This window comes from Mesorhizobium sp. P160219, from assembly GCF_057786095.1.
The window spans coordinates 352,034-368,815 of sequence record NZ_JBYNWG010000001.1 but is presented as its reverse complement, the minus strand read 5'-3'; the positions used below and the strand labels follow the sequence as shown (position 1 = coordinate 368,815).

The following is a 16,782-nucleotide window of genomic DNA, read 5'->3' as shown; positions in this document are numbered from 1 at the left end:
CTTGTGGCGCTACAGACGGGCCCGTGGCCTGCGTCGATGCGCCCCTTTTTAAAACTCGAAGCCGCAGCTATTGAAAAGCCACGGCTTCTAAAACGGTCGGCGAGCCTATACATCAGCCGGAATTGAATCACAAGGCCACGGCAGGCGCATATTGAACGCGCCCACCTGGAAGCGGCCAGAGGAAACGGTCATGGCGGACATCAGCGGCGAGCAAGACGGGCGCAGGCGCTCGCTCGGGCCGCTCAGGCGCCTGTATCCCTATATATTCCGCTACCGCAAACTGGTCATAGGCGCCCTCATTTCGCTCGCCATCGCCGCGGCGACGACGCTGGCGCTGCCGCTGGCCGTGCGGCGCATGATCGACCACGGTTTCAGTGCTTCCGGCACCGTCTTCATCGCCGAATATTTCGCCGCTTTGGTTGCGATGGCAGCCATTCTGGCGGCGGCGTCGGCCGGACGCTACTACTTCGTCATCACGCTCGGCGAGCGGGTCGTCGCCGACATCCGCAGCGACGTGTTTTCGCATGTCACGACGCTTTCGCCGTCCTTCTTCGACACCGCGCAATCGGGCGAGATCGTCTCGCGGCTTGCCGCCGACACGACGCAGGTGAAATCCGCCGTCGGCGCCACCGCCTCGGTGGCGCTGCGCAACGTCATCCTCGGCCTTGGCGCGGTGGCGATGATGGTCGTCACCAGCCCGAAACTGTCGGGCCTGGTGATCGCGGCCATTCCGCTCATCGTGCTGCCGCTGGTCGCGTTCGGCCGTTCGGTGAGGCGCCGGTCACGGCAGGCGCAGGACACGCTGGCGCAAGCGACCGCCTATGCCAGCGAGCAGATCGGCGCGGTGCGTACGTTGCAGGCGTTCACCAACGAGACGCTGGTCACCGGGCGGTTCTCGGCCGCGGTGGAAGCCGCCTTCCAGGCGGCGCGCTCGTCGATCTTCTCCCGCTCGCTGCTCACCTTCTTTGCCATCTTCATGATCTTTTCCTCGGTCGTGGCGGTGTTGTGGTTCGGCTCGCGTGACGTGCTTGCCGGCACGATGTCGCCCGGCACGCTCGGCCAGTTCCTGCTTTACTCCGTGTTTGCCGCAGGCGCGCTGGGCGCACTGTCGGAAGTCTGGGGCGAGCTTGCCCAGGCGGCGGGTGCGGCCGAAAGGCTGACCGAGATACTCGACGAGACGCCGGCGATTCAACCGCCGGCCAATCCGCTGCCGCTGCCCGCCAAGGCGACAGGCGCGATCAGTTTCGACGACGTCTCCTTCTCCTACCCGGCAAGGCCGGACCGTGCCGCCGTCCACGGCTTGAGTTTTCAGGTCAAGCCCGGCGAGACGGTGGCGATCGTCGGCCCGTCGGGCGCCGGAAAGAGCACCGTCTTTTCGCTGATCCTGCGCTTCTACGATCCCGAAACTGGCCGCATCGCCATTGACGGCGTCGACGTGCGCGAAGCCGATCCGGCTGAAGTGCGGGAGCGCATTGCGATCGTGCCGCAGGATGTCACCATCTTTGCGGCAAGCGCGCGCGACAATATCGGCTTTGGCCGGCCGGGCGCGACGAATGCCGAGATCGAGGCCGCCGCCAGGGACGCGCTGGCCGACGAGTTCATCCTCAGGCTCGACAAGGGCTACGACAGCCAGGTCGGCGAGCGCGGTGTGACCTTGTCCGGCGGCCAGCGCCAGCGCGTGGCGATCGCCCGCGCCATCCTGCGCGACGCGCCGATCCTGCTGCTCGACGAGGCCACGTCGGCGCTCGACGCCGAAAGCGAAACGCTGGTGCAGACGGCGCTGGAACGGCTGATGCAGGGCCGCACCACCATCGTCATCGCCCACCGGCTGGCGACCGTGCTGAAGGCCGACCGCATCCTGGTCATGGATGGCGGCCGCATCGTCGAGGAAGGCACGCACCAGAGCCTGGTCGCCAAGGGCGGAATCTATGCAAGGCTGGCCAAGCTGCAGTTCGAAACCGGAGCAAGCGCCTTCAGGGGTGCCGCGGAGTAGCAACCCGCAATCAGGCGGGACCATACCGCTTGCGGAGATGCTCGGTGAAATACGCGGCGTTGAGCTTTTCCCCGGTGGCGCGCTCAAGCAGTTCGGGCGTCGACCAGCGGGATCCCTGCGACCAGATATTGTCGCGGCGCCAGTCATTGATGGCGGCGAAATTGCCCTTGGCGAGGTCGCTGTCGGCTGAAGGATGGTCGCGCGTCAGCGCAGCCCATTGCTGCGCCGCCATCATAGCGCCCAGCGTATAGGACGGGAAATAGCCGAAGGCGGCGCCTGGCCAATGCACGTCCTGCATCGGTCCGTCGGCTGGGTTGTCGATGGTCGAAAGGCCAAGATACTCCCGCATCTTGGCGTCCCAGGCTTCGGGCAGGTCGGCCGCCTGCAGCCGCCCCGAGACCACCTCCTGCTCCAACTCGTAGCGCAGGATGACATGCAGCGGGTAGGTGACCTCGTCGGCGTCGACGCGGATCAGGCCGCGCTCGACCCGGTGCACATGCGGCAGGATGTCGTCGAGCGACCAGGCTTCGCCGAGATGCTTTTCGACCACGGGCAGCGCCCAGCGCCAGAATTCGGGGTTGCGGCCGACCTGTTTCTCGACGAACAGACTCTGGCTTTCATGCACCGCCATGCCGCGCGCCTTGCCGAGCGGCCAGTGCGCCCAGGCCTTCGGCAGGTTCTGCTCGTAGAGCGCGTGGCCGGTCTCGTGCAGCACGCCCATCAAAGCCGACAGGAAATCGGACGTTTTGTAGCGGGTGGTGATGCGAACGTCGCTCGGCACCCCGCCGCAGAAGGGATGGTGCGATACCGACAGAGAACCATGGGTGAGGTCGAAGCCGACCGAAGCCATCATGGCGAGACCAAGCTCGCGCTGTTTGTCGATCGCATAGCTGCCGGAGAGCGGCTTCAGCGGGCGCTTGGCCAGTCGCGCTTCCTGTACGGCCAGCGCTTCCGGCACGAAGCCCTTCAGGAATGTCTTCAGCTCGGTGAAGACCGGCGTGATGTCGGCGGCGCGGTTGCCAGGATCGTATTGCTCCATCAGTGCGTCGTAGGGATCGAGGCCGAGCGCGTCGGCGCGCAGGGCGGCTTCCTCGCGCACCAGCGCGATGACACCTTCGAGCGCCGGCAGGAATCCGGCCCAGTCATTCTTGCCGCGCAGGTCGCGCCAGAGCTGCTCGGAGCGCATACGCGCCACCGTCTGGCGCTCGACGAATTCGACCGGCAGGCAGGTCAGGTTGGTGTATTGCCGGCGCAACTCCCGGACCGCGGCTTGCTGCTCCTCGTTGAGCGCTTCAGCTTCTGCAGCGGCGAGCCAGTCGGCGATCTCCGGCGCCGTTGCCCTGATATGCAGCATGCCGGCAAGGGAAGCCATCGCTTCGGCGCGCTTCTCGCCGCCGCCGACGGCCATGTGGGTCGCCTCGTCGGCGCCGAGGATAGCGAGCGCATGTTCCAGCGCTTCGAGCTTGTGGCCGAGATCATCGAGCTTCTGAAAAGACATGGCAGGTTCCGCGTTTTGGACCGCGGGAAAAGATACCAACGCGCCAGGATTGGCAACCCTCAAAGGTGGCTATGCAGCTTGCGCCGATGAGCTTGTGCGTGGAATGCTGGCTGGCGGTGGAACACCGCCATGCAGGGGAGACTAAGATGATCGGCAATATCCTGGTCGGGCTGGTGGCCCTGATCCACCTCTACATCGTCTATCTGGAGATGGTGGCGTGGGACACACCGCGCGGGCACAGGGCGTTCAACCTCAAGCCGGACTTCGCCAGCGCATCGAAGGTGCTCGCCGCCAATCAGGGGCTCTACAACGCCTTCCTTGCCGCCGGGCTGATCTGGGGCCTCTATCTCGGCGCGGCGGGATTCCAGATCAAGGTGTTCTTCCTGCTTTGCATCGCCGTCGCCGGGCTCTATGGCGCGGCGACTGCCAGCCGGAAGATCCTGTATGTTCAGACCGTGCCGGCGGTGCTGGCCCTCGCTGCGCTGTGGCTGGGCTGGTGACAAAAAAGACGCCCTCGGAACCAGATCCCGCGGGCGTCAGACAGTCCCTTCCTCATTCCTGGAGATATCAGAACGGACCTCAGCCGTTCGGATAATTCCCGCCGTCGGAGCCATCACCGATCATGAAGCCGCTGCCGGTGTCGGACATCAGCCTCTGATCGACATTGTCGAGGCGGCGCAGCAGATCGTGATATTGCGCGGCCGGGATCCGGCCATGGTCCGAAGCGGCGACCCCTTCGGCGGCCTGGCCGATATGCGCCGCACGCAGATGCAGCCACTGCGCTTCCGAGGTCGAGATGCCCTTCGTCTCGCGCGCATCCGTGATGCCCTGTTCGACGCCCCGCACCTGCTCGATCAGGCCGGTCACACGCGGACCGGTCATGTCGGTCGGGTCGCTGGCGTCGAGGGCGCCCTTGTGATGTCCGGCGGCATAGGCGCCGGCGAGTGGAACAGTGATCAGAAGTGTCGTGAGGGTTGCGGTCCTGAGAGTCTTCAAAGAGCGCATGATGTGCGTCTCCTCCTGCTATGGAAGGGGCAAGCGCTTTCGCTCCGCCTTCCGGAAGCGGGCCGTCCGGTTCCGTCGCGTCGCGATGGGAGGCATCGCCGGCGGTTCTCGGCCCTGCGCGTCAAAGTAGGAGCCCGGAAACGCGAAGTGTAATTAAAGAAAGATAATGTTTTCAGGCCTTGCCGACCTGGCGTTGCGCCCTAGAGTTGAGCCGGCAAACAATTTCGCGGGACTGAAAATCACCGTTCGGTGAGCTTCAGTTCAATGCGTCGGTTCTTGTTGCGGGCGTCTTCGGTGTCGGCGGGGTCGAGCGGCTGGAATTCGCCGAAGCCGGCCGCAACCAGCCGGTTGGCGGGCACGCCGTTCTCGATCAGGAACTTGACCACCGAGGTCGAACGCGCCGTCGACAATTCCCAATTGTCGCGATAGCGGCCGGCGCCGGACAGCGGCTTGTTGTCGGTGTGGCCGTCGACGCGCAGCACCCAGTTGATCTCGGGCGGGATTTCCTTTTGCAACTCGATGATGGCATCGGCGAGCTTCTTCATCTCGACTTTGCCGGCATCGTTGATCACTTCCGACCCGGTCGGGAACAGAACTTCCGACTGGAAGACGAAGCGGTCGCCGACGATGCGGATGTTCTCGCGGTCGGCGAGGATTTCGCGCAGGCGGCCGAAGAAGTCGGAGCGATAGCGGTTCAGCTCCTGCACGCGCTGCGCCAGCGCGACGTTGAGCCGACGGCCGAGATCGGCGATCTTGGTGTTGGAATCGCGGTCGCGCGTTTCAGAGACGTTGAGGGCATCCTCGAGCGCGCCGATCTGCTTGCGCAGCGCCGCGATCTGCTGGTTGAGGATCTCGACCTGGCTCAGCGCCTGCTGGCTGATCTGGCGCTGGCTGTCGAGTTCGCCGCCGAGTTCCGCGGCGCGCTGGGTGGCGGCGTCGCCGGCGCCGGCACCTTGCGCCAGCAGCTGCTCGAGCCGGCTCTTCTCAGCTTCGGCGGCCGACAGCGACGCCTGCAGATTGGCCAGCGAATCGTCCTTGTCCTGCGCGCTCGAGCGCTCCAGCGCCAGCAACTGCGTCAGTTCGTTGATCTGCGAGTTGAGGCGCGTGAGCGCCGTATCCTTGCCGGAGAGTTCGCGTCCGAGCAGGAACTGCGCCAGCACGAAAACGGTGAGCAGGAACATGATGGCGAGCAGCAGCGTCGACAGCGCGTCGACGAAGCCCGGCCAATAGTCGATCCGGCGATCGGTGCGCCGGCCCCTGGCGAGAGCCATGCTAGTGGACCCCGGGTTTCTTCAGCGCGTCGGCGATCTTTTCCAGCGTGTTGCGCATCGCCTTCTGCTCGTCCGACTGGGCCTCGACCCAGTCGCGCATGATCTGCTGCTCGGAGCGCATGTTCTTGACCAGGCCGGAAATGCCGTCGGCGAGATTGGCCATGGCGGTGGCGACGCGCGGATTGGAGCCGCCGCCGCTTTCCTGCATGCTGCGCAGCCGTTCCGACAGGACCCGGATCTCGTCGGAGGATTCAGTCTTGGCCGGGTCGGCGACGGCGATGTCGGAGGAGAGATCGGTGACCGAGGACAGCCAGTTTTCAAGCTCGGTATAGAAGCGGGTCTGGGCGCGGCCGGCCTGCAGGTCGAGGAAGCCTAGCACCAGCGACCCGGAAAGGCCGAACAGCGAGGACGAAAAGGCCGTACCCATGCCGGCCAGCGGCGCCGACAGCCCCTGCTTCAGCGAATCGAGCACGGCGGCGGCGTCGCCGGTGCCGGGATCGAGCGATTCGATGGTTTCGCGGATCGAGCCGATGGTGTTGAGCAGGCCCCAGAAGGTGCCGAGCAGACCGAGGAACACCAGCAACCCGACGAGATAGCGCGAGGTGTCGCGGCTTTCGTCGAGGCGGGTGGCGATCGAATCCAGCATGGTGCGCATCGAAGACGTCGAGAAGGCGACCGTCGAGGAGCGGCCGATCATCGCCTTCATCGGCGCCAGCAGCACCGGCTCGGTGGTTTCGGAACCGGCGCGGAAGGAATTGACCCAGCGCACTTCGCGAAACAGTCGTCCGACCTGGGCGAAGGCGAGCAGGATGCCGACCACAAGGACGCCGACGATGAGGCCATTGAGGCCGGGATTGCTCCCGAAAGCGGTCGAGATCTGGCGGGTGAGGATGGCGGCGATGAAGGCGACGATGACCAGGAAGATGACCATGGTCAGGAGGAAGACCTGCGGGCTCGACAGTTTGTGCGGATCGTACATCAGGACATCAGAACGCCTGCCCACGCCGAAGGATCTGAGAAAAGCCATCCGTGCCCCGTTTCCGATGCTCTATTTGCCTTGACGCAATTCCGAACGGGAAGCCGCTCATACTTCCCTGGAACCGCTCCATTGCCGCCGATCACGTAATTCGCGACTCTAAACGGAATTGTGACCAAATTGAATGGCGCTTGGCAATATTGCCCGACTGTCGGGCCGCACCACGCCGTTCAGAGGCGGTTGACGACCAGGCAGTCGACCATGGCGGCAAGATGCAGCCCGGCGCCGGTGACGACAAAGCCGTGCCAGAGGGCATTGTGGAAGCGCAGGCGTTTCCAGGCGAAGAAGATGACGCCGCAGGAGTACACGACGCCGCCGGCGACAATCAGCGCGATCGAAGTCGTCGGCAACGTCGCCACCAGCGGCTTGACCAGGACGACGCCGCTCCAGCCGATGGCGAGATAGAAGACAATGGCCAGACGATCAAAGCGGCCGGGCAGGAACACTTTCATGGCAATGCCGGTCAAAGCAGCGGTCCAGACAAGGACAATCATCGGCAGCGCCAGCGGCGAGCCGTCGAGCTGGGCCAGAAAGGGCGTGTAGGTCGCGGCGATCAGGAGGTAGATCGCCGCATGATCGAAGCGCCGCAAGATCCACTTCGCCGGCGACGTCACCGGCCACAGATTGTAGGTCAGCGAAATCAACAGCACAGTCAGCAGCGACACCACGAAGAAGGCGGCGGCGATGTATTCGCCGGGACCGGCATGGAAGGCGGCCAGCGCCAGCAAGGCCGAGCCGGCTGCTATCGCCAGCACGATGCCGACCGCATGGACGATGCCATCGGCGATCATCTCCGCACGCGAGTAGTGCCAACGCCCGACAAAAGGGATTTCAATTGGCTGGTCTGGCTGCGCCTCTCGCGAGGATAGTGAAGGTATGCTCGTCATAAAAGATCCTGCGTCCCCTTATCTGGGCGGCCGCCGGGCAGTATTTCAAGCTTTGATTGCGGTTTTGCGACTGCGGCGCTTCAGCACGCCGCGCCGGCATGCCAAGTGATCAGCGCGCCGAAAGCGGCTTCTTCACCGCCTTGAGCAGCGCGCGCTGGATGACCTCGTTGCCGGCGACGAGCGAACCCGCCTCGAGCATATCCTGGCCGCCATCCATGTCGGAGACGAAGCCACCGGCCTCGCGGATCAGCAGCAGGCCGGCGGCAATGTCCCAGGCCGAAAGGCCGGTTTCCCAAAAGCCGTCCATGCGGCCGGCGGCGACATAAGCGAGATCGAGCGCGGCGGAACCCAGGCGGCGCACGCCCGAGACCTCGGCCATCACATTGCGCAACTCGACGAGGAAATTGCCGTGCTGGCCGCGGCCGAGATGCGGCACGCCGCAGCCGATGACGCAGTCGGTGAGCTTGCTGCGGCCGGCAACGCGCAGCCGGCGATCGTTCATGAAGGCGCCGCCGCCGCGCTCGGCGGTGTAGAGCTCATCCATTGCCGGATTGTAGATGACAGCGGCGACCAACTGGCCCTGTCGCTCCAGCGCGATCGAGATGGAAAAGATCGGAATGCCGTGCAGGAAATTGGTGGTGCCGTCGAGCGGGTCGACGATCCAACGGTGCTGGTCGTCGTCCCCTGCGATCATGCCGCGCTCTTCCATCAGGAAGGCATAGCCCGGCCGTGCCTTCGACAGTTCGGCAAACAGAATGTCCTCGGCCTTGCGGTCGGCTTGGCTGACATAGTCGCCCGGTCCCTTCATCGACACCTGCAGGTTCTGCACCTCGCCGAAGTCGCGCGACAGCGAGCGGCCGGCCTTCATGGCGGCCTGGACCATGACATTGAGAAGTGCGGAGCGTGCCATCGTATCTGTTCCTGCCTACGCGTCAGTCTGCGCGGCGCATGTAGGTGAGTTCGTTGGTGTCGACGACGATGCGTTCGCCGGCGCCGATGAATGGCGGCACCAGCACGCGGATGCCGTTTTCCAGCACCGCCGGCTTGTACGAGGACGCGGCCGTCTGGCCCTTCACCACCGGGTCGGCCTCGGTGATGGTCAGCGTCACCTGGTCGGGCAGCGAAATGCCGATCGGCCTGTCCTCATAGAGCTGGACCGTCACCATCATGCCGTCCTGCAGGAAGGCGGCGCGGTCGCCGACGAAATCCTTCGCCAGCTCGAGTTGCTCGTAGCTCTGCGTGTCCATGAACACCAGCGCGTCGTCCTGGGCGTAGAGGAAGGAAAAATCCTTCAGATCGAGCCGGATCTGCTCGACGGTCTCCGCCGAGCGGAAGCGCTCGTTGAGCTTGGTGCCGTTGATCAGGTTCTTCAGTTCGACCTGGTTGTACGCGCCGCCCTTGCCGGGCTTGACGGTGTTGGTCCTGACCGCCACCCAGAGGCCGCCATCGTGTTCGATGACATAGCCGGGACGGATTTCGTTGCCATTGATCTTGGCCATGATGAGATTGATCCGGGATGCTACCAACGGCTTGGCCGTTGGTATGGGGATGGTCGCTGGACAAGCGATTTCGGGCCCCCAAGACCACAAATCGGCAGGAGAGGCAAGGGATGCCAGATCGCCCGACAGCGGCTGGTAGCCTCAAACCTGGGCTGCAATGACTTTGCCGACGGCCTCGACGATGGCATCCGCAGCCTCAGTCAGCCGGTTGAGATGAGGCGAGCGAAGTGCGGCGACCTGTAAGGAAAGGTCGACATCTTCCGTGTTGACGAGCATGAGGCCGTCGGGAAGTCGGCGCCTTGCAAGACGCAACGGCATTAGCCCAAGGCCGTGCCCCCGACGGACCCATTCCATCTGCAAGGCCGGATCCTGTATCTCCGCCGCGATCTCGAAATGACGCCTTCCGCCGACCAGAACGGACGTGAGCTTCTGGCGCGCGTCGCAAGGTGCCGGACTAAGCACCCACGGCATGGGTGTCCGGCCACCGTCTTCCGGATCGGCGACGGTGGACGCAGCTATGACGCCAAGACGTTCAGTGCCAAGCGCTTCCGGACCTGGCTTGTCCGACGATCGCAGAACAATCGTCACATCGAGCTCGCCGCGTTCGAATTGATCGATCAGTTCGGCGCTCCAGCCGGTCTTGAGCCGTAGCGACACTTTCGGGAACGCCGCCGCGGCGTTGGCGATGGCCCCCGCTATGTCGCGGTCCGAGAGGCCATGGGCGAGACCCAGGCGGAACAGTCCTTCCGGCTCGGTCTTTCCGGCGAAGGATTTCAGCGCTTCTACGGAAGCGATGATATCGCGTCCGCGCGCCAGCACTTCCAGCCCCGTCGGCGTCAGTCGCGGCGGCTTTTGCCGGCGGTCGAGCAGCGTCGTGCCAAGCATGTCCTCCAGCCGCTGGATTTGCCGGGTCACAGCCGGCTGCGTCAGCGGCAGGCGCCGGGCGACCTTCTGGATCGAGCCCTCCTCGGCAAACAGGGCGAGCGTGCGCAATTCCTCAAGCATAGCTAGAACCATGTCTCGTAAGCATAATCATTCTGAACATTATGAATTTGAAATCCATCGCCTGGCAAGCAATTTTCCTTTCAAACGAAAGGACGACGACAATGAAGGCAATCGAACTGCAGAAGCCGGGCGGCATCGACAATCTCAAGATGGTCGAACGGCCAATGCCGGAGCCCGGCCGTCAGGAGATGATCGTCCGCGTCAAGGCGACGGCGCTCAACTACCGCGATGTCGAGATCGCGCGCGGCAGCTATCACACGACATTCCCCTTGCCGCTGGTGCCGCTTTCCGACGGCGTCGGCGAGGTCGTTGCGGTTGGCTCCGAGGTCAGCCGCTTCAAGGTCGGCGACCGGGTCTGCGGCACGTTCTGGCAGCGATGGGTCGGCGGCAGCTTCGCCATGGCCGAACCCTCATACCAGCGCGGTGGCCCCATCGACGGTTTGCTGAGCGAATTCGCCCGGCTGGACGAACAGGCGGCTGTCATCGCGCCGGCGCATCTCAGCGACGTAGAGGCGGCGACGTTACCCTGCGCCGCCGTCACCGCTTGGCATGCCTTGTTTACGGAAGGCAACCTCAAGCCGGGCGAGACCGTGCTCAGCCTCGGCACGGGCGGCGTATCGCTGTTTGCCATGCAGTTCGCGAAGGCGGCCGGCGCGCGGGTCGTCGTTACGTCGAGTAGCGATGAGAAACTTGTCCGGGCCAAAGAGCTCGGCGCGCATCACGGCATCAACTACCGCAACAATCCGGACTGGTCGTCGGCCGTGCTGGCGCTGACCGATGGCCGTGGCGCGGACCACATCATCGAAGTCGGTGGTCCCCAGAGTTTCGCGCATTCGCTCAAGGCGTCGGCGCGCGGCGCCCAGATCAACGTCATCGGTTATCTCGGCGGCAGCGAAGGGGTGATCAATCCGCTCGACATCTTCCGACGCCAGGTGAAAGCACGCGGCATACCGGTCGGCTCGCGCGAGTCCTTCGAAGCGATGAACCGGGCGCTCGCCGTCAATCGGCTGCGGCCGGTGATCGACCGGGTCTTCCCATGGGCAGAGGCAGCGCAGGCCTTTCGCCATCTCGAACACGGCTCTCCCTTCGGCAAGGTCGTGCTGGATCATACACAGTGACGTTGCGTGTCAGGGCAGGCGGTTGGCCTTCTGCAAGGCTTGCTTTGTCTGATCGTCGGTCAGCCCTTGCAGGAAATCGTCCATCTCCGGATCGATAAGGCCGGCGCGGCGGGCGACCACATACCAGGCCCCGGCCAGGATCAGGTCGGGGTCAGTTCCGATGCCGCCCATATAGAGCTTTGCCAACCGGTTCTGGGCAGCGACATTGCCGCCTTCAGCTGCCTGCTTCATCCAGTTGAAGCCGGATTTCAGGTCGCGAACACCGCCCCGGCCCTCGATCATCCAGGCGGCAAGATCGATCTGCGCGGTGTCGTAGTTCTGCCTGGCAGCCTGTGCTAGCAAGCTGCGGGCCTTTCCATCGTCGCGGGTTTTGCCGCCGACGCCATTGGCATAAACCTGCGCCATCGCATACTGGGCGTCGGCAAGCCCTGTCGCCGCGGCACGCTCATAATAGGGCACAGCCCGGGCGATGCCGGCATCGCCAGGATCCTGCTGCACGAGCAATTGCGCGAAGTTGAACTGCGCCAGCCGGTTGCCGGCCTCGGCGGCGGCCTGCATCAGCGCGTAGGCTCCCTTTTCGTCCTTCTTGACGTAGCGGCCGTCGAGCAGCATCAGCGCATACTGGAACTGCGATTCAGGAATCCCCTGCTCGGCGGCCTGCGCATACCATTTGGCGGCTTCCGCTGGGTTGAGCGGCACGCCCAACCCGCGCGATAGGATCTCGGCCACCAGCGTTTGCGCCGCCGGGTCGCCATTCTGAGCCCGCACCAACGCCAGATTGTAGGCCGTCTTGTAAAGGCCGCGCTGGAAAGCGCCATAGGCGGGGTCCGCCGGCTTGGCGCCGAAACGTTCGGGGTTGATGGCGTCGGCCGACGGCAGCGGCGCGGTTGTCGCGGGCTGCGGCAGCGGGGTGTCGATCGGCTTGTCGATATGGACGCCGGAATCCGTGGCACCGGCTTTTGGGGCACCCGCATCGGGGGCGACCGCATCCGGCACGCTGAGGGCGGGCGGGCTGGTGTCCGGCCTCGGCTGCGGCAGCGGAACGGTCTCCGCCGCGATCGCTGCCCCGCTCATCAAGGCTGCGACGAGAATCGCGAGAGGAAGTCCAGGTCGGCGCACGTCAGCCCTCGAAGCGCGGCGCGGTTTGGTCGAGCAGCGCATTGGCGGCAGCAATCGCCGCCTTCGGATCGGCGCCTTCGGCGAAGACAGCGCTTGAGACGGCCACGAACTCGGCGCCAGTGGCGGCCACCGCTTCTACCGAAGCGATGGCGGAACCGGCCATTACGACGCAAGGGATCTCGATCACGTCCGCCCACCATTGCCCAAGCGACAGGTTGCGCGGATGCGGTTCCGGCTTGTTGTCGTAGCCGAAGCGGCCGAAGAAGATGTAGTCGGGCCTGGTTTCGCCGAGTTCCAGCGCGTCGTCGCGCGTCTTGGCGCCACCGGCGCCGACCATCATCTTGCCCTGGAAGTGCTCGATGGTCTCGGCCAGCGCGTCCTTGGAAACCTCGACATGAATGCCGTCGGCCTGGACACGGCCGGCAATGCGGGTGTCGCCGGCAATGATGACGGCGATGCCGGCCGCTTGCGCCGCCGGTACGATCTGTTCCGCAAAGGCCTGGAAGGCAGCCTCGTCCATGCCGTTCTCAGGCAGGATCAGCGAAGCGATATCACCGCCGTCGAAGGCAGTCGCAATACGCTCGGCCGGAGCGTCCTTGGGTGCGATCAGCACGATGCGGCAGCGGTTGGGGGGTGTTGCGTCGTTCATGGCTTTCGATCCCGGGTTTCGCCTATGCCGGGCGAAGATGGTTGCATTGCGGCATAGAACAAAGCGCCCGCCTTGAACAGGCGGGCGGGGAACGATGCGCTGGCTTTGGTTTACGATCGCCGGCGAGCCGACGCTCTGCGGCTCATTTGACGGCTTGCGGGCTTTCGGCCGGCGATTTGGCCCTCCACAAAGTCCAGCCGAGATTCATGCCGGCGGCGGCGATCAGGATCGCGGCTGCGCCGACGAGCTGGGCCGGATGCAGCCGGTGGCCGAAGGCCATCACATCGACCAGGATCGCAACGACAGGATAGATGAAGGACAGCGACCCCTGCAGATGCGTCGGCAGTTTCTGGATGGCGGCGTACATCAATATGTACACCAGGCCGGTGTGAACGACGCCAAGCGTGGCCAGCATGGCCCAGCTCCAGGCATCGGCGGGCAAATGCGAGAGGTTGGCAAAGGGCGCCAGCATGACGACGCCGACGCAGACCTGGATCAGCGCGATCAGATGCGGCGGGGTGCCCTTGAGCTTCTTGGCGACGATTGCCGCGACAGCCCAGAAGAAGGCCGCTCCGAGCGCCATGACGATGCCGATGACATAATCTGTGCCGGTGATGCCGGAACCGACGCCCGCATCGGGCCCTGTCTGCACGATCAGCAGCATGCCGGCGAAGGCGATGCCGAGCCAGGTCAGCTTGGCCAAGGTCAGCCGCTCGCCGAAGAACAGCGCGCCGAAGCCGACCAGCATGAAGGGCTGCGTGTTGTAGACCGCCGTGGCAATCGAGATCGAGGCGCGGGAGAAGGCGCTGAACAGCAACAGCCAGTTGATGACGATAGCCGCGCCGCCAAGAGCGGCGATGGCAACAATGCGCAGCGTCAGCCTGCCGCGCAGCAGCCCGAGTGCCGCGCAGGTGATCAGCAGCGCCACCGCGCCGAAGGCGCAGCGCCAGAACACCACGTCCATAACGGGCTGGCCCGACATGACGACAAACCAGCCGATCGTGCCGACGATCGTCATCGCCGCCGTCATCTCGATCGTGCCGCGTACCGTGTTGTCCATGACAATACCTCTATCTGTTGAGCCATAATCTCATGCCGTCTTGAGGGTTTATATGCCCTATGAAAGGTGATAGGGGGACAACACCTTATTTAATAAGGCGCGCGCTGCCCTTTTGCGAGGAGATGAAAATGCTGGACGAGTTGGACAGAAAGCTTCTCGATATCCTGATCCTGGATTCGCGGACTTCGTTGAAGGAACTGGCGCAGCAGGTCGGGCTGTCGTCGCCGAGCGTCTCGGAACGGCTGCGGCGGCTCGAGGAACGCGGCGTCATCCGCGCCTTCACCATCGAGATCGACCCGGAGGCGCTGGGGTTTCCGCTGCAGGCGATCGTGCGGGTGCGGCCACTGCCGGGCAAGCTGCATATCGTCCAGAAGCTGATCGAGGAGATCCCGGAATTCGGCGAATGCGACAAGGTCACCGGCGACGACTGTTTCGTGGCCCGGCTCTACGTGCGCTCCATCGGCGAGCTCGACAAGCTTCTCGACCGCATCGCCGACAAGGCGGAGACCAGCACCGCCATCATCAAGGCGCAGCCGATCCGGCGCCGTCCGCCGCCACTGAATTAAGCTCCAGCTTGTAGCCGATGTGGCTGGCCTTGAAGCCGAGCCGGTCATAGAAGCGATGCGCGTCCTGGCGGCTCTTGTTGGTGGTCAGCTGGACAATCTTGCAGCCGCGTTCACGGCACTGTTCGACCGCCCATTCCAGCAGACGCTGTCCCAGCCGTTCGCCGCGGCGGTCTGCGACGACGCGCACAGCCTCGATCTGGCCGCGCAAGGCGCCCTGCAGCGACAGCCCGGCGAGATAGCTGATCTGCAACGTGCCGATGACGCGGCCGCTATCCGTCATCACGGCAAGAAACTGGTTGGGGTCGGCGTCGATGGCGGCAAAGGCGTCGCGATAGGCCTTGGCGAGTGGCTCGGTCGCATCCTCGCGGCTGCGGCCAAGCGGATCGTCGGCGAGCATGGCTACGATGGCAGGCAGGTCGGCCGCTTCGGCGCGGCGGATGTGGGGTTCGCTCATTGTCAAAAACCTGGGGTCAAAAACCTGGGGTCAAAAACCTGGGGCCAAAAACCTGGGGTCAAAACCTGGGGCCAAAACCTGGGGTCAAAACCTGATGCATCGGACGGCGCCCTTATGCATCGGCGGCGATCTTGCCGTAAATCCGGAACCGTCGCTTTACGCACAGTTGATCGACACGGCCGGCATTTTCCCGGTCGCGGCGCAAGGGTTTCTAGGCTATTGCAGGGCAACCGTCTTCCCTCCAGCATTTCCAGTTCATGTCAGGTCTGCTCGCCGATCCGTGGTTTTATGCCGCCGCCATTCCGGCGGTGATACTTGTCGGGCTGTCGAAAGGCGGCTTCGGCGGCGCTGTCGGCTTCGTTGGCGTGCCTTTGATGGCGCTGGCCATGCCGCCGGTGCAGGCGGCGGCCATCCTGCTGCCGATCCTGTGCCTGATGGACATCGTTTCGGTGTGGACGTGGTGGGGCGTCTACGACAGAAAGATGCTGGTCGACATGATGCCGGGCGCGGTGATCGGCATTGGGCTCGGCTGGCTGACGGCAGCGCTCGTAACCGAAGAGATGGTGCGGCTGATCGTCGGCGCTGTCGCGCTGATCTTCGTGCTGCGCTGGCTCTATCTCCAGTTCCGCCACGGTTCCGACCATGCGGCGGCGCCCAACCGCATCGCCGCCGCCTTCTGGGGCACCGTCGCCGGCTTCACCAGCTTCGTCGCCCATGTCGGCGGGCCCCCCTTCCAGGTCTATGCGCTGCCGATCCGGCTCGATCCGAAGGTGCTGTCGGGGACATCGGCGATCTTCTTTGCCGCCACCAACGCGCTGAAGCTGATCCCCTACTTCGCGCTTGGCCAGTTCGACACCGCCAACCTGACGGCGTCGGCCGTGCTGATGCCGCTGGCGCCGCTGGCCACCATCGCCGGCGCCTGGCTGGTGCGGCGCATGCGGCCGGAGATTTTTTATCCCTTCACCTACGCGACCGTGGCCGTGGTCGCGGTCAAGCTGCTTTGGGACGGGATCGCCGGCCTGCTCTAAATCCCGCTCAGGCGGCTGCCGGTTTGGTTCGCGGGGCGCTCGCAAAGGTCAGCGATGCACCACCAACGACCACGACCGCCATGGCGCCGAGAGTGGCGATGTCGTGCGCGGTCGGCTTCAGCACCATGTCGGCGACGACGACGATCATGATGACGAAATCGAACTTGACGATCCGTATCATGCGGCGCCCAAACGCTATGGCAGCCGGGGTCATGCCGTCCGCGGCAAGCATTGCGGCAAGCTTTTCGAACGAAGGCTTCAGCACGAGGATACCGGTAGAAACGCGGCGGCGTAGCCGCAAAGGCCGATGACGACCCAAAGGTCGGAGAAGCCGGTCCATAGCGAAGTCAGCACCAGACCAGAAGCCAAGGGTCGCGATAGACGCCGGCACGAACAGACGCAAGCCGAGTTTGTCCGTCGTTCTCAGCATGACCATCAGCGTCTCGTCGTCGCCGGCGCGATCGGCGAGTATCGAAACCAGCAGCATGGCGAAACCGCCGCCGAGCCAGAGGATCGCTGCCATGACATGCAGGAATTTGAAGAGAGAATACCAGTCCATTGCCGCTCCTTGTGCATCGTTCCGGGGGTAAACGC

The 16,782-nt window shown here is 64.4% G+C and carries 18 protein-coding genes; 5 read left to right on the top strand and 13 right to left on the bottom strand.

What is annotated here, in order from left to right; genetic code table 11:
* Nucleotides 1–190: 190 nt before the first annotated feature.
* Nucleotides 191–1,993, top strand: a complete 1,803-nt coding sequence (locus AC3EMP_RS01850; RefSeq protein WP_023668749.1) for an ABC transporter transmembrane domain-containing protein — start codon at nucleotides 191–193, stop codon at nucleotides 1,991–1,993.
* 10 nt (nucleotides 1,994–2,003) lie between these two features.
* Here AC3EMP_RS01850 and AC3EMP_RS01845 read toward each other — a convergent pair whose 3' ends face one another.
* A complete protein-coding gene (locus AC3EMP_RS01845; protein WP_023827022.1) occupies nucleotides 2,004–3,491 on the bottom strand; it encodes a carboxypeptidase M32 in 1,488 nt (495 codons plus the stop codon).
* Nucleotides 3,492–3,637: 146 nt separating this feature from the next.
* Between AC3EMP_RS01845 and AC3EMP_RS01840 the strand changes: the two genes are divergently transcribed.
* On the top strand, nucleotides 3,638–3,991 hold the full coding sequence (locus tag AC3EMP_RS01840) for a DUF1304 domain-containing protein (RefSeq protein ID WP_023711988.1): 354 nt from the start codon (nucleotides 3,638–3,640) through the stop codon (nucleotides 3,989–3,991).
* 79 nt (nucleotides 3,992–4,070) lie between these two features.
* Here the strand turns inward: AC3EMP_RS01840 and AC3EMP_RS01835 are convergent, their stop codons facing one another.
* The 7 genes from AC3EMP_RS01835 to AC3EMP_RS01805 all read right to left on the bottom strand — a co-directional run bounded on the left by AC3EMP_RS01835 (nucleotide 4,071) and on the right by AC3EMP_RS01805 (nucleotide 10,194).
* Nucleotides 4,071–4,496, bottom strand: coding sequence for a hypothetical protein (locus AC3EMP_RS01835; protein WP_023827021.1), 426 nt, complete (start codon nucleotides 4,494–4,496; stop codon nucleotides 4,071–4,073).
* Between the two features lie 239 nt (nucleotides 4,497–4,735).
* Nucleotides 4,736–5,767 (bottom strand): peptidoglycan -binding protein, encoded by a 1,032-nt coding sequence (locus AC3EMP_RS01830; RefSeq protein WP_023684164.1) that lies wholly within the window; start codon nucleotides 5,765–5,767, stop codon nucleotides 4,736–4,738.
* Between the two features lies 1 nt (nucleotide 5,768).
* Nucleotides 5,769–6,794: a MotA/TolQ/ExbB proton channel family protein gene (locus AC3EMP_RS01825; protein ID WP_023668754.1), complete on the bottom strand. Its 1,026-nt coding sequence runs from the start codon at nucleotides 6,792–6,794 to the stop codon at nucleotides 5,769–5,771.
* A gap of 179 nt (nucleotides 6,795–6,973) precedes the next feature.
* The gene (gene trhA, locus AC3EMP_RS01820; RefSeq protein WP_023737875.1) at nucleotides 6,974–7,690 is read right to left on the bottom strand and encodes a PAQR family membrane homeostasis protein TrhA; all 717 of its coding nucleotides are present in this window, start codon (nucleotides 7,688–7,690) and stop codon (nucleotides 6,974–6,976) included.
* Between the two features lie 109 nt (nucleotides 7,691–7,799).
* Nucleotides 7,800–8,600: an inositol monophosphatase family protein gene (locus tag AC3EMP_RS01815; RefSeq protein ID WP_023684166.1), complete on the bottom strand. Its 801-nt coding sequence runs from the start codon at nucleotides 8,598–8,600 to the stop codon at nucleotides 7,800–7,802.
* 22 nt (nucleotides 8,601–8,622) lie between these two features.
* The gene (efp, locus tag AC3EMP_RS01810; RefSeq protein WP_023668757.1) at nucleotides 8,623–9,189 is read right to left on the bottom strand and encodes an elongation factor P; all 567 of its coding nucleotides are present in this window, start codon (nucleotides 9,187–9,189) and stop codon (nucleotides 8,623–8,625) included.
* Between the two features lie 141 nt (nucleotides 9,190–9,330).
* A complete protein-coding gene (locus tag AC3EMP_RS01805) occupies nucleotides 9,331–10,194 on the bottom strand; it encodes a LysR family transcriptional regulator (protein ID WP_023716067.1) in 864 nt (287 codons plus the stop codon).
* A gap of 101 nt (nucleotides 10,195–10,295) precedes the next feature.
* Here AC3EMP_RS01805 and AC3EMP_RS01800 point away from each other — a divergent pair, with 101 nt between their 5' ends.
* On the top strand, nucleotides 10,296–11,312 hold the full coding sequence (locus AC3EMP_RS01800) for a zinc-dependent alcohol dehydrogenase family protein (RefSeq protein ID WP_023832599.1): 1,017 nt from the start codon (nucleotides 10,296–10,298) through the stop codon (nucleotides 11,310–11,312).
* Nucleotides 11,313–11,321: 9 nt separating this feature from the next.
* Here AC3EMP_RS01800 and AC3EMP_RS01795 read toward each other — a convergent pair whose 3' ends face one another.
* The 3 genes from AC3EMP_RS01795 to AC3EMP_RS01785 all read right to left on the bottom strand — a co-directional run bounded on the left by AC3EMP_RS01795 (nucleotide 11,322) and on the right by AC3EMP_RS01785 (nucleotide 14,140).
* Entirely contained in the window at nucleotides 11,322–12,386 is a 1,065-nt protein-coding gene (locus tag AC3EMP_RS01795) for a tetratricopeptide repeat protein (protein ID WP_352499920.1), read from the bottom strand.
* 46 nt (nucleotides 12,387–12,432) lie between these two features.
* Nucleotides 12,433–13,080: a thiamine phosphate synthase gene (locus AC3EMP_RS01790; RefSeq protein ID WP_023832597.1), complete on the bottom strand. Its 648-nt coding sequence runs from the start codon at nucleotides 13,078–13,080 to the stop codon at nucleotides 12,433–12,435.
* Nucleotides 13,081–13,222: 142 nt separating this feature from the next.
* A complete protein-coding gene (locus tag AC3EMP_RS01785) occupies nucleotides 13,223–14,140 on the bottom strand; it encodes a DMT family transporter (protein WP_023716071.1) in 918 nt (305 codons plus the stop codon).
* Nucleotides 14,141–14,268: 128 nt separating this feature from the next.
* Here AC3EMP_RS01785 and AC3EMP_RS01780 point away from each other — a divergent pair, with 128 nt between their 5' ends.
* On the top strand, nucleotides 14,269–14,706 hold the full coding sequence (locus tag AC3EMP_RS01780) for an Lrp/AsnC family transcriptional regulator (protein WP_352638510.1): 438 nt from the start codon (nucleotides 14,269–14,271) through the stop codon (nucleotides 14,704–14,706).
* On the opposite strand, the gene AC3EMP_RS01775 is transcribed toward AC3EMP_RS01780, so the two are convergent.
* On the bottom strand, nucleotides 14,663–15,160 hold the full coding sequence (locus AC3EMP_RS01775) for a GNAT family N-acetyltransferase (protein WP_023824263.1): 498 nt from the start codon (nucleotides 15,158–15,160) through the stop codon (nucleotides 14,663–14,665). The two genes, AC3EMP_RS01780 and AC3EMP_RS01775, sit on opposite strands and share 44 nt — an antisense overlap.
* Nucleotides 15,161–15,417: 257 nt before the next feature.
* Here AC3EMP_RS01775 and AC3EMP_RS01770 point away from each other — a divergent pair, with 257 nt between their 5' ends.
* Complete coding sequence (locus tag AC3EMP_RS01770; protein WP_023668765.1) at nucleotides 15,418–16,188, top strand: sulfite exporter TauE/SafE family protein; 771 nt, start codon at nucleotides 15,418–15,420, stop codon at nucleotides 16,186–16,188.
* Nucleotides 16,189–16,195: 7 nt separating this feature from the next.
* Here the strand turns inward: AC3EMP_RS01770 and AC3EMP_RS01765 are convergent, their stop codons facing one another.
* On the bottom strand, nucleotides 16,196–16,747 hold the full coding sequence (locus AC3EMP_RS01765; RefSeq protein WP_352638515.1) for a hypothetical protein: 552 nt from the start codon (nucleotides 16,745–16,747) through the stop codon (nucleotides 16,196–16,198).
* Nucleotides 16,748–16,782 lie beyond the last annotated feature (35 nt).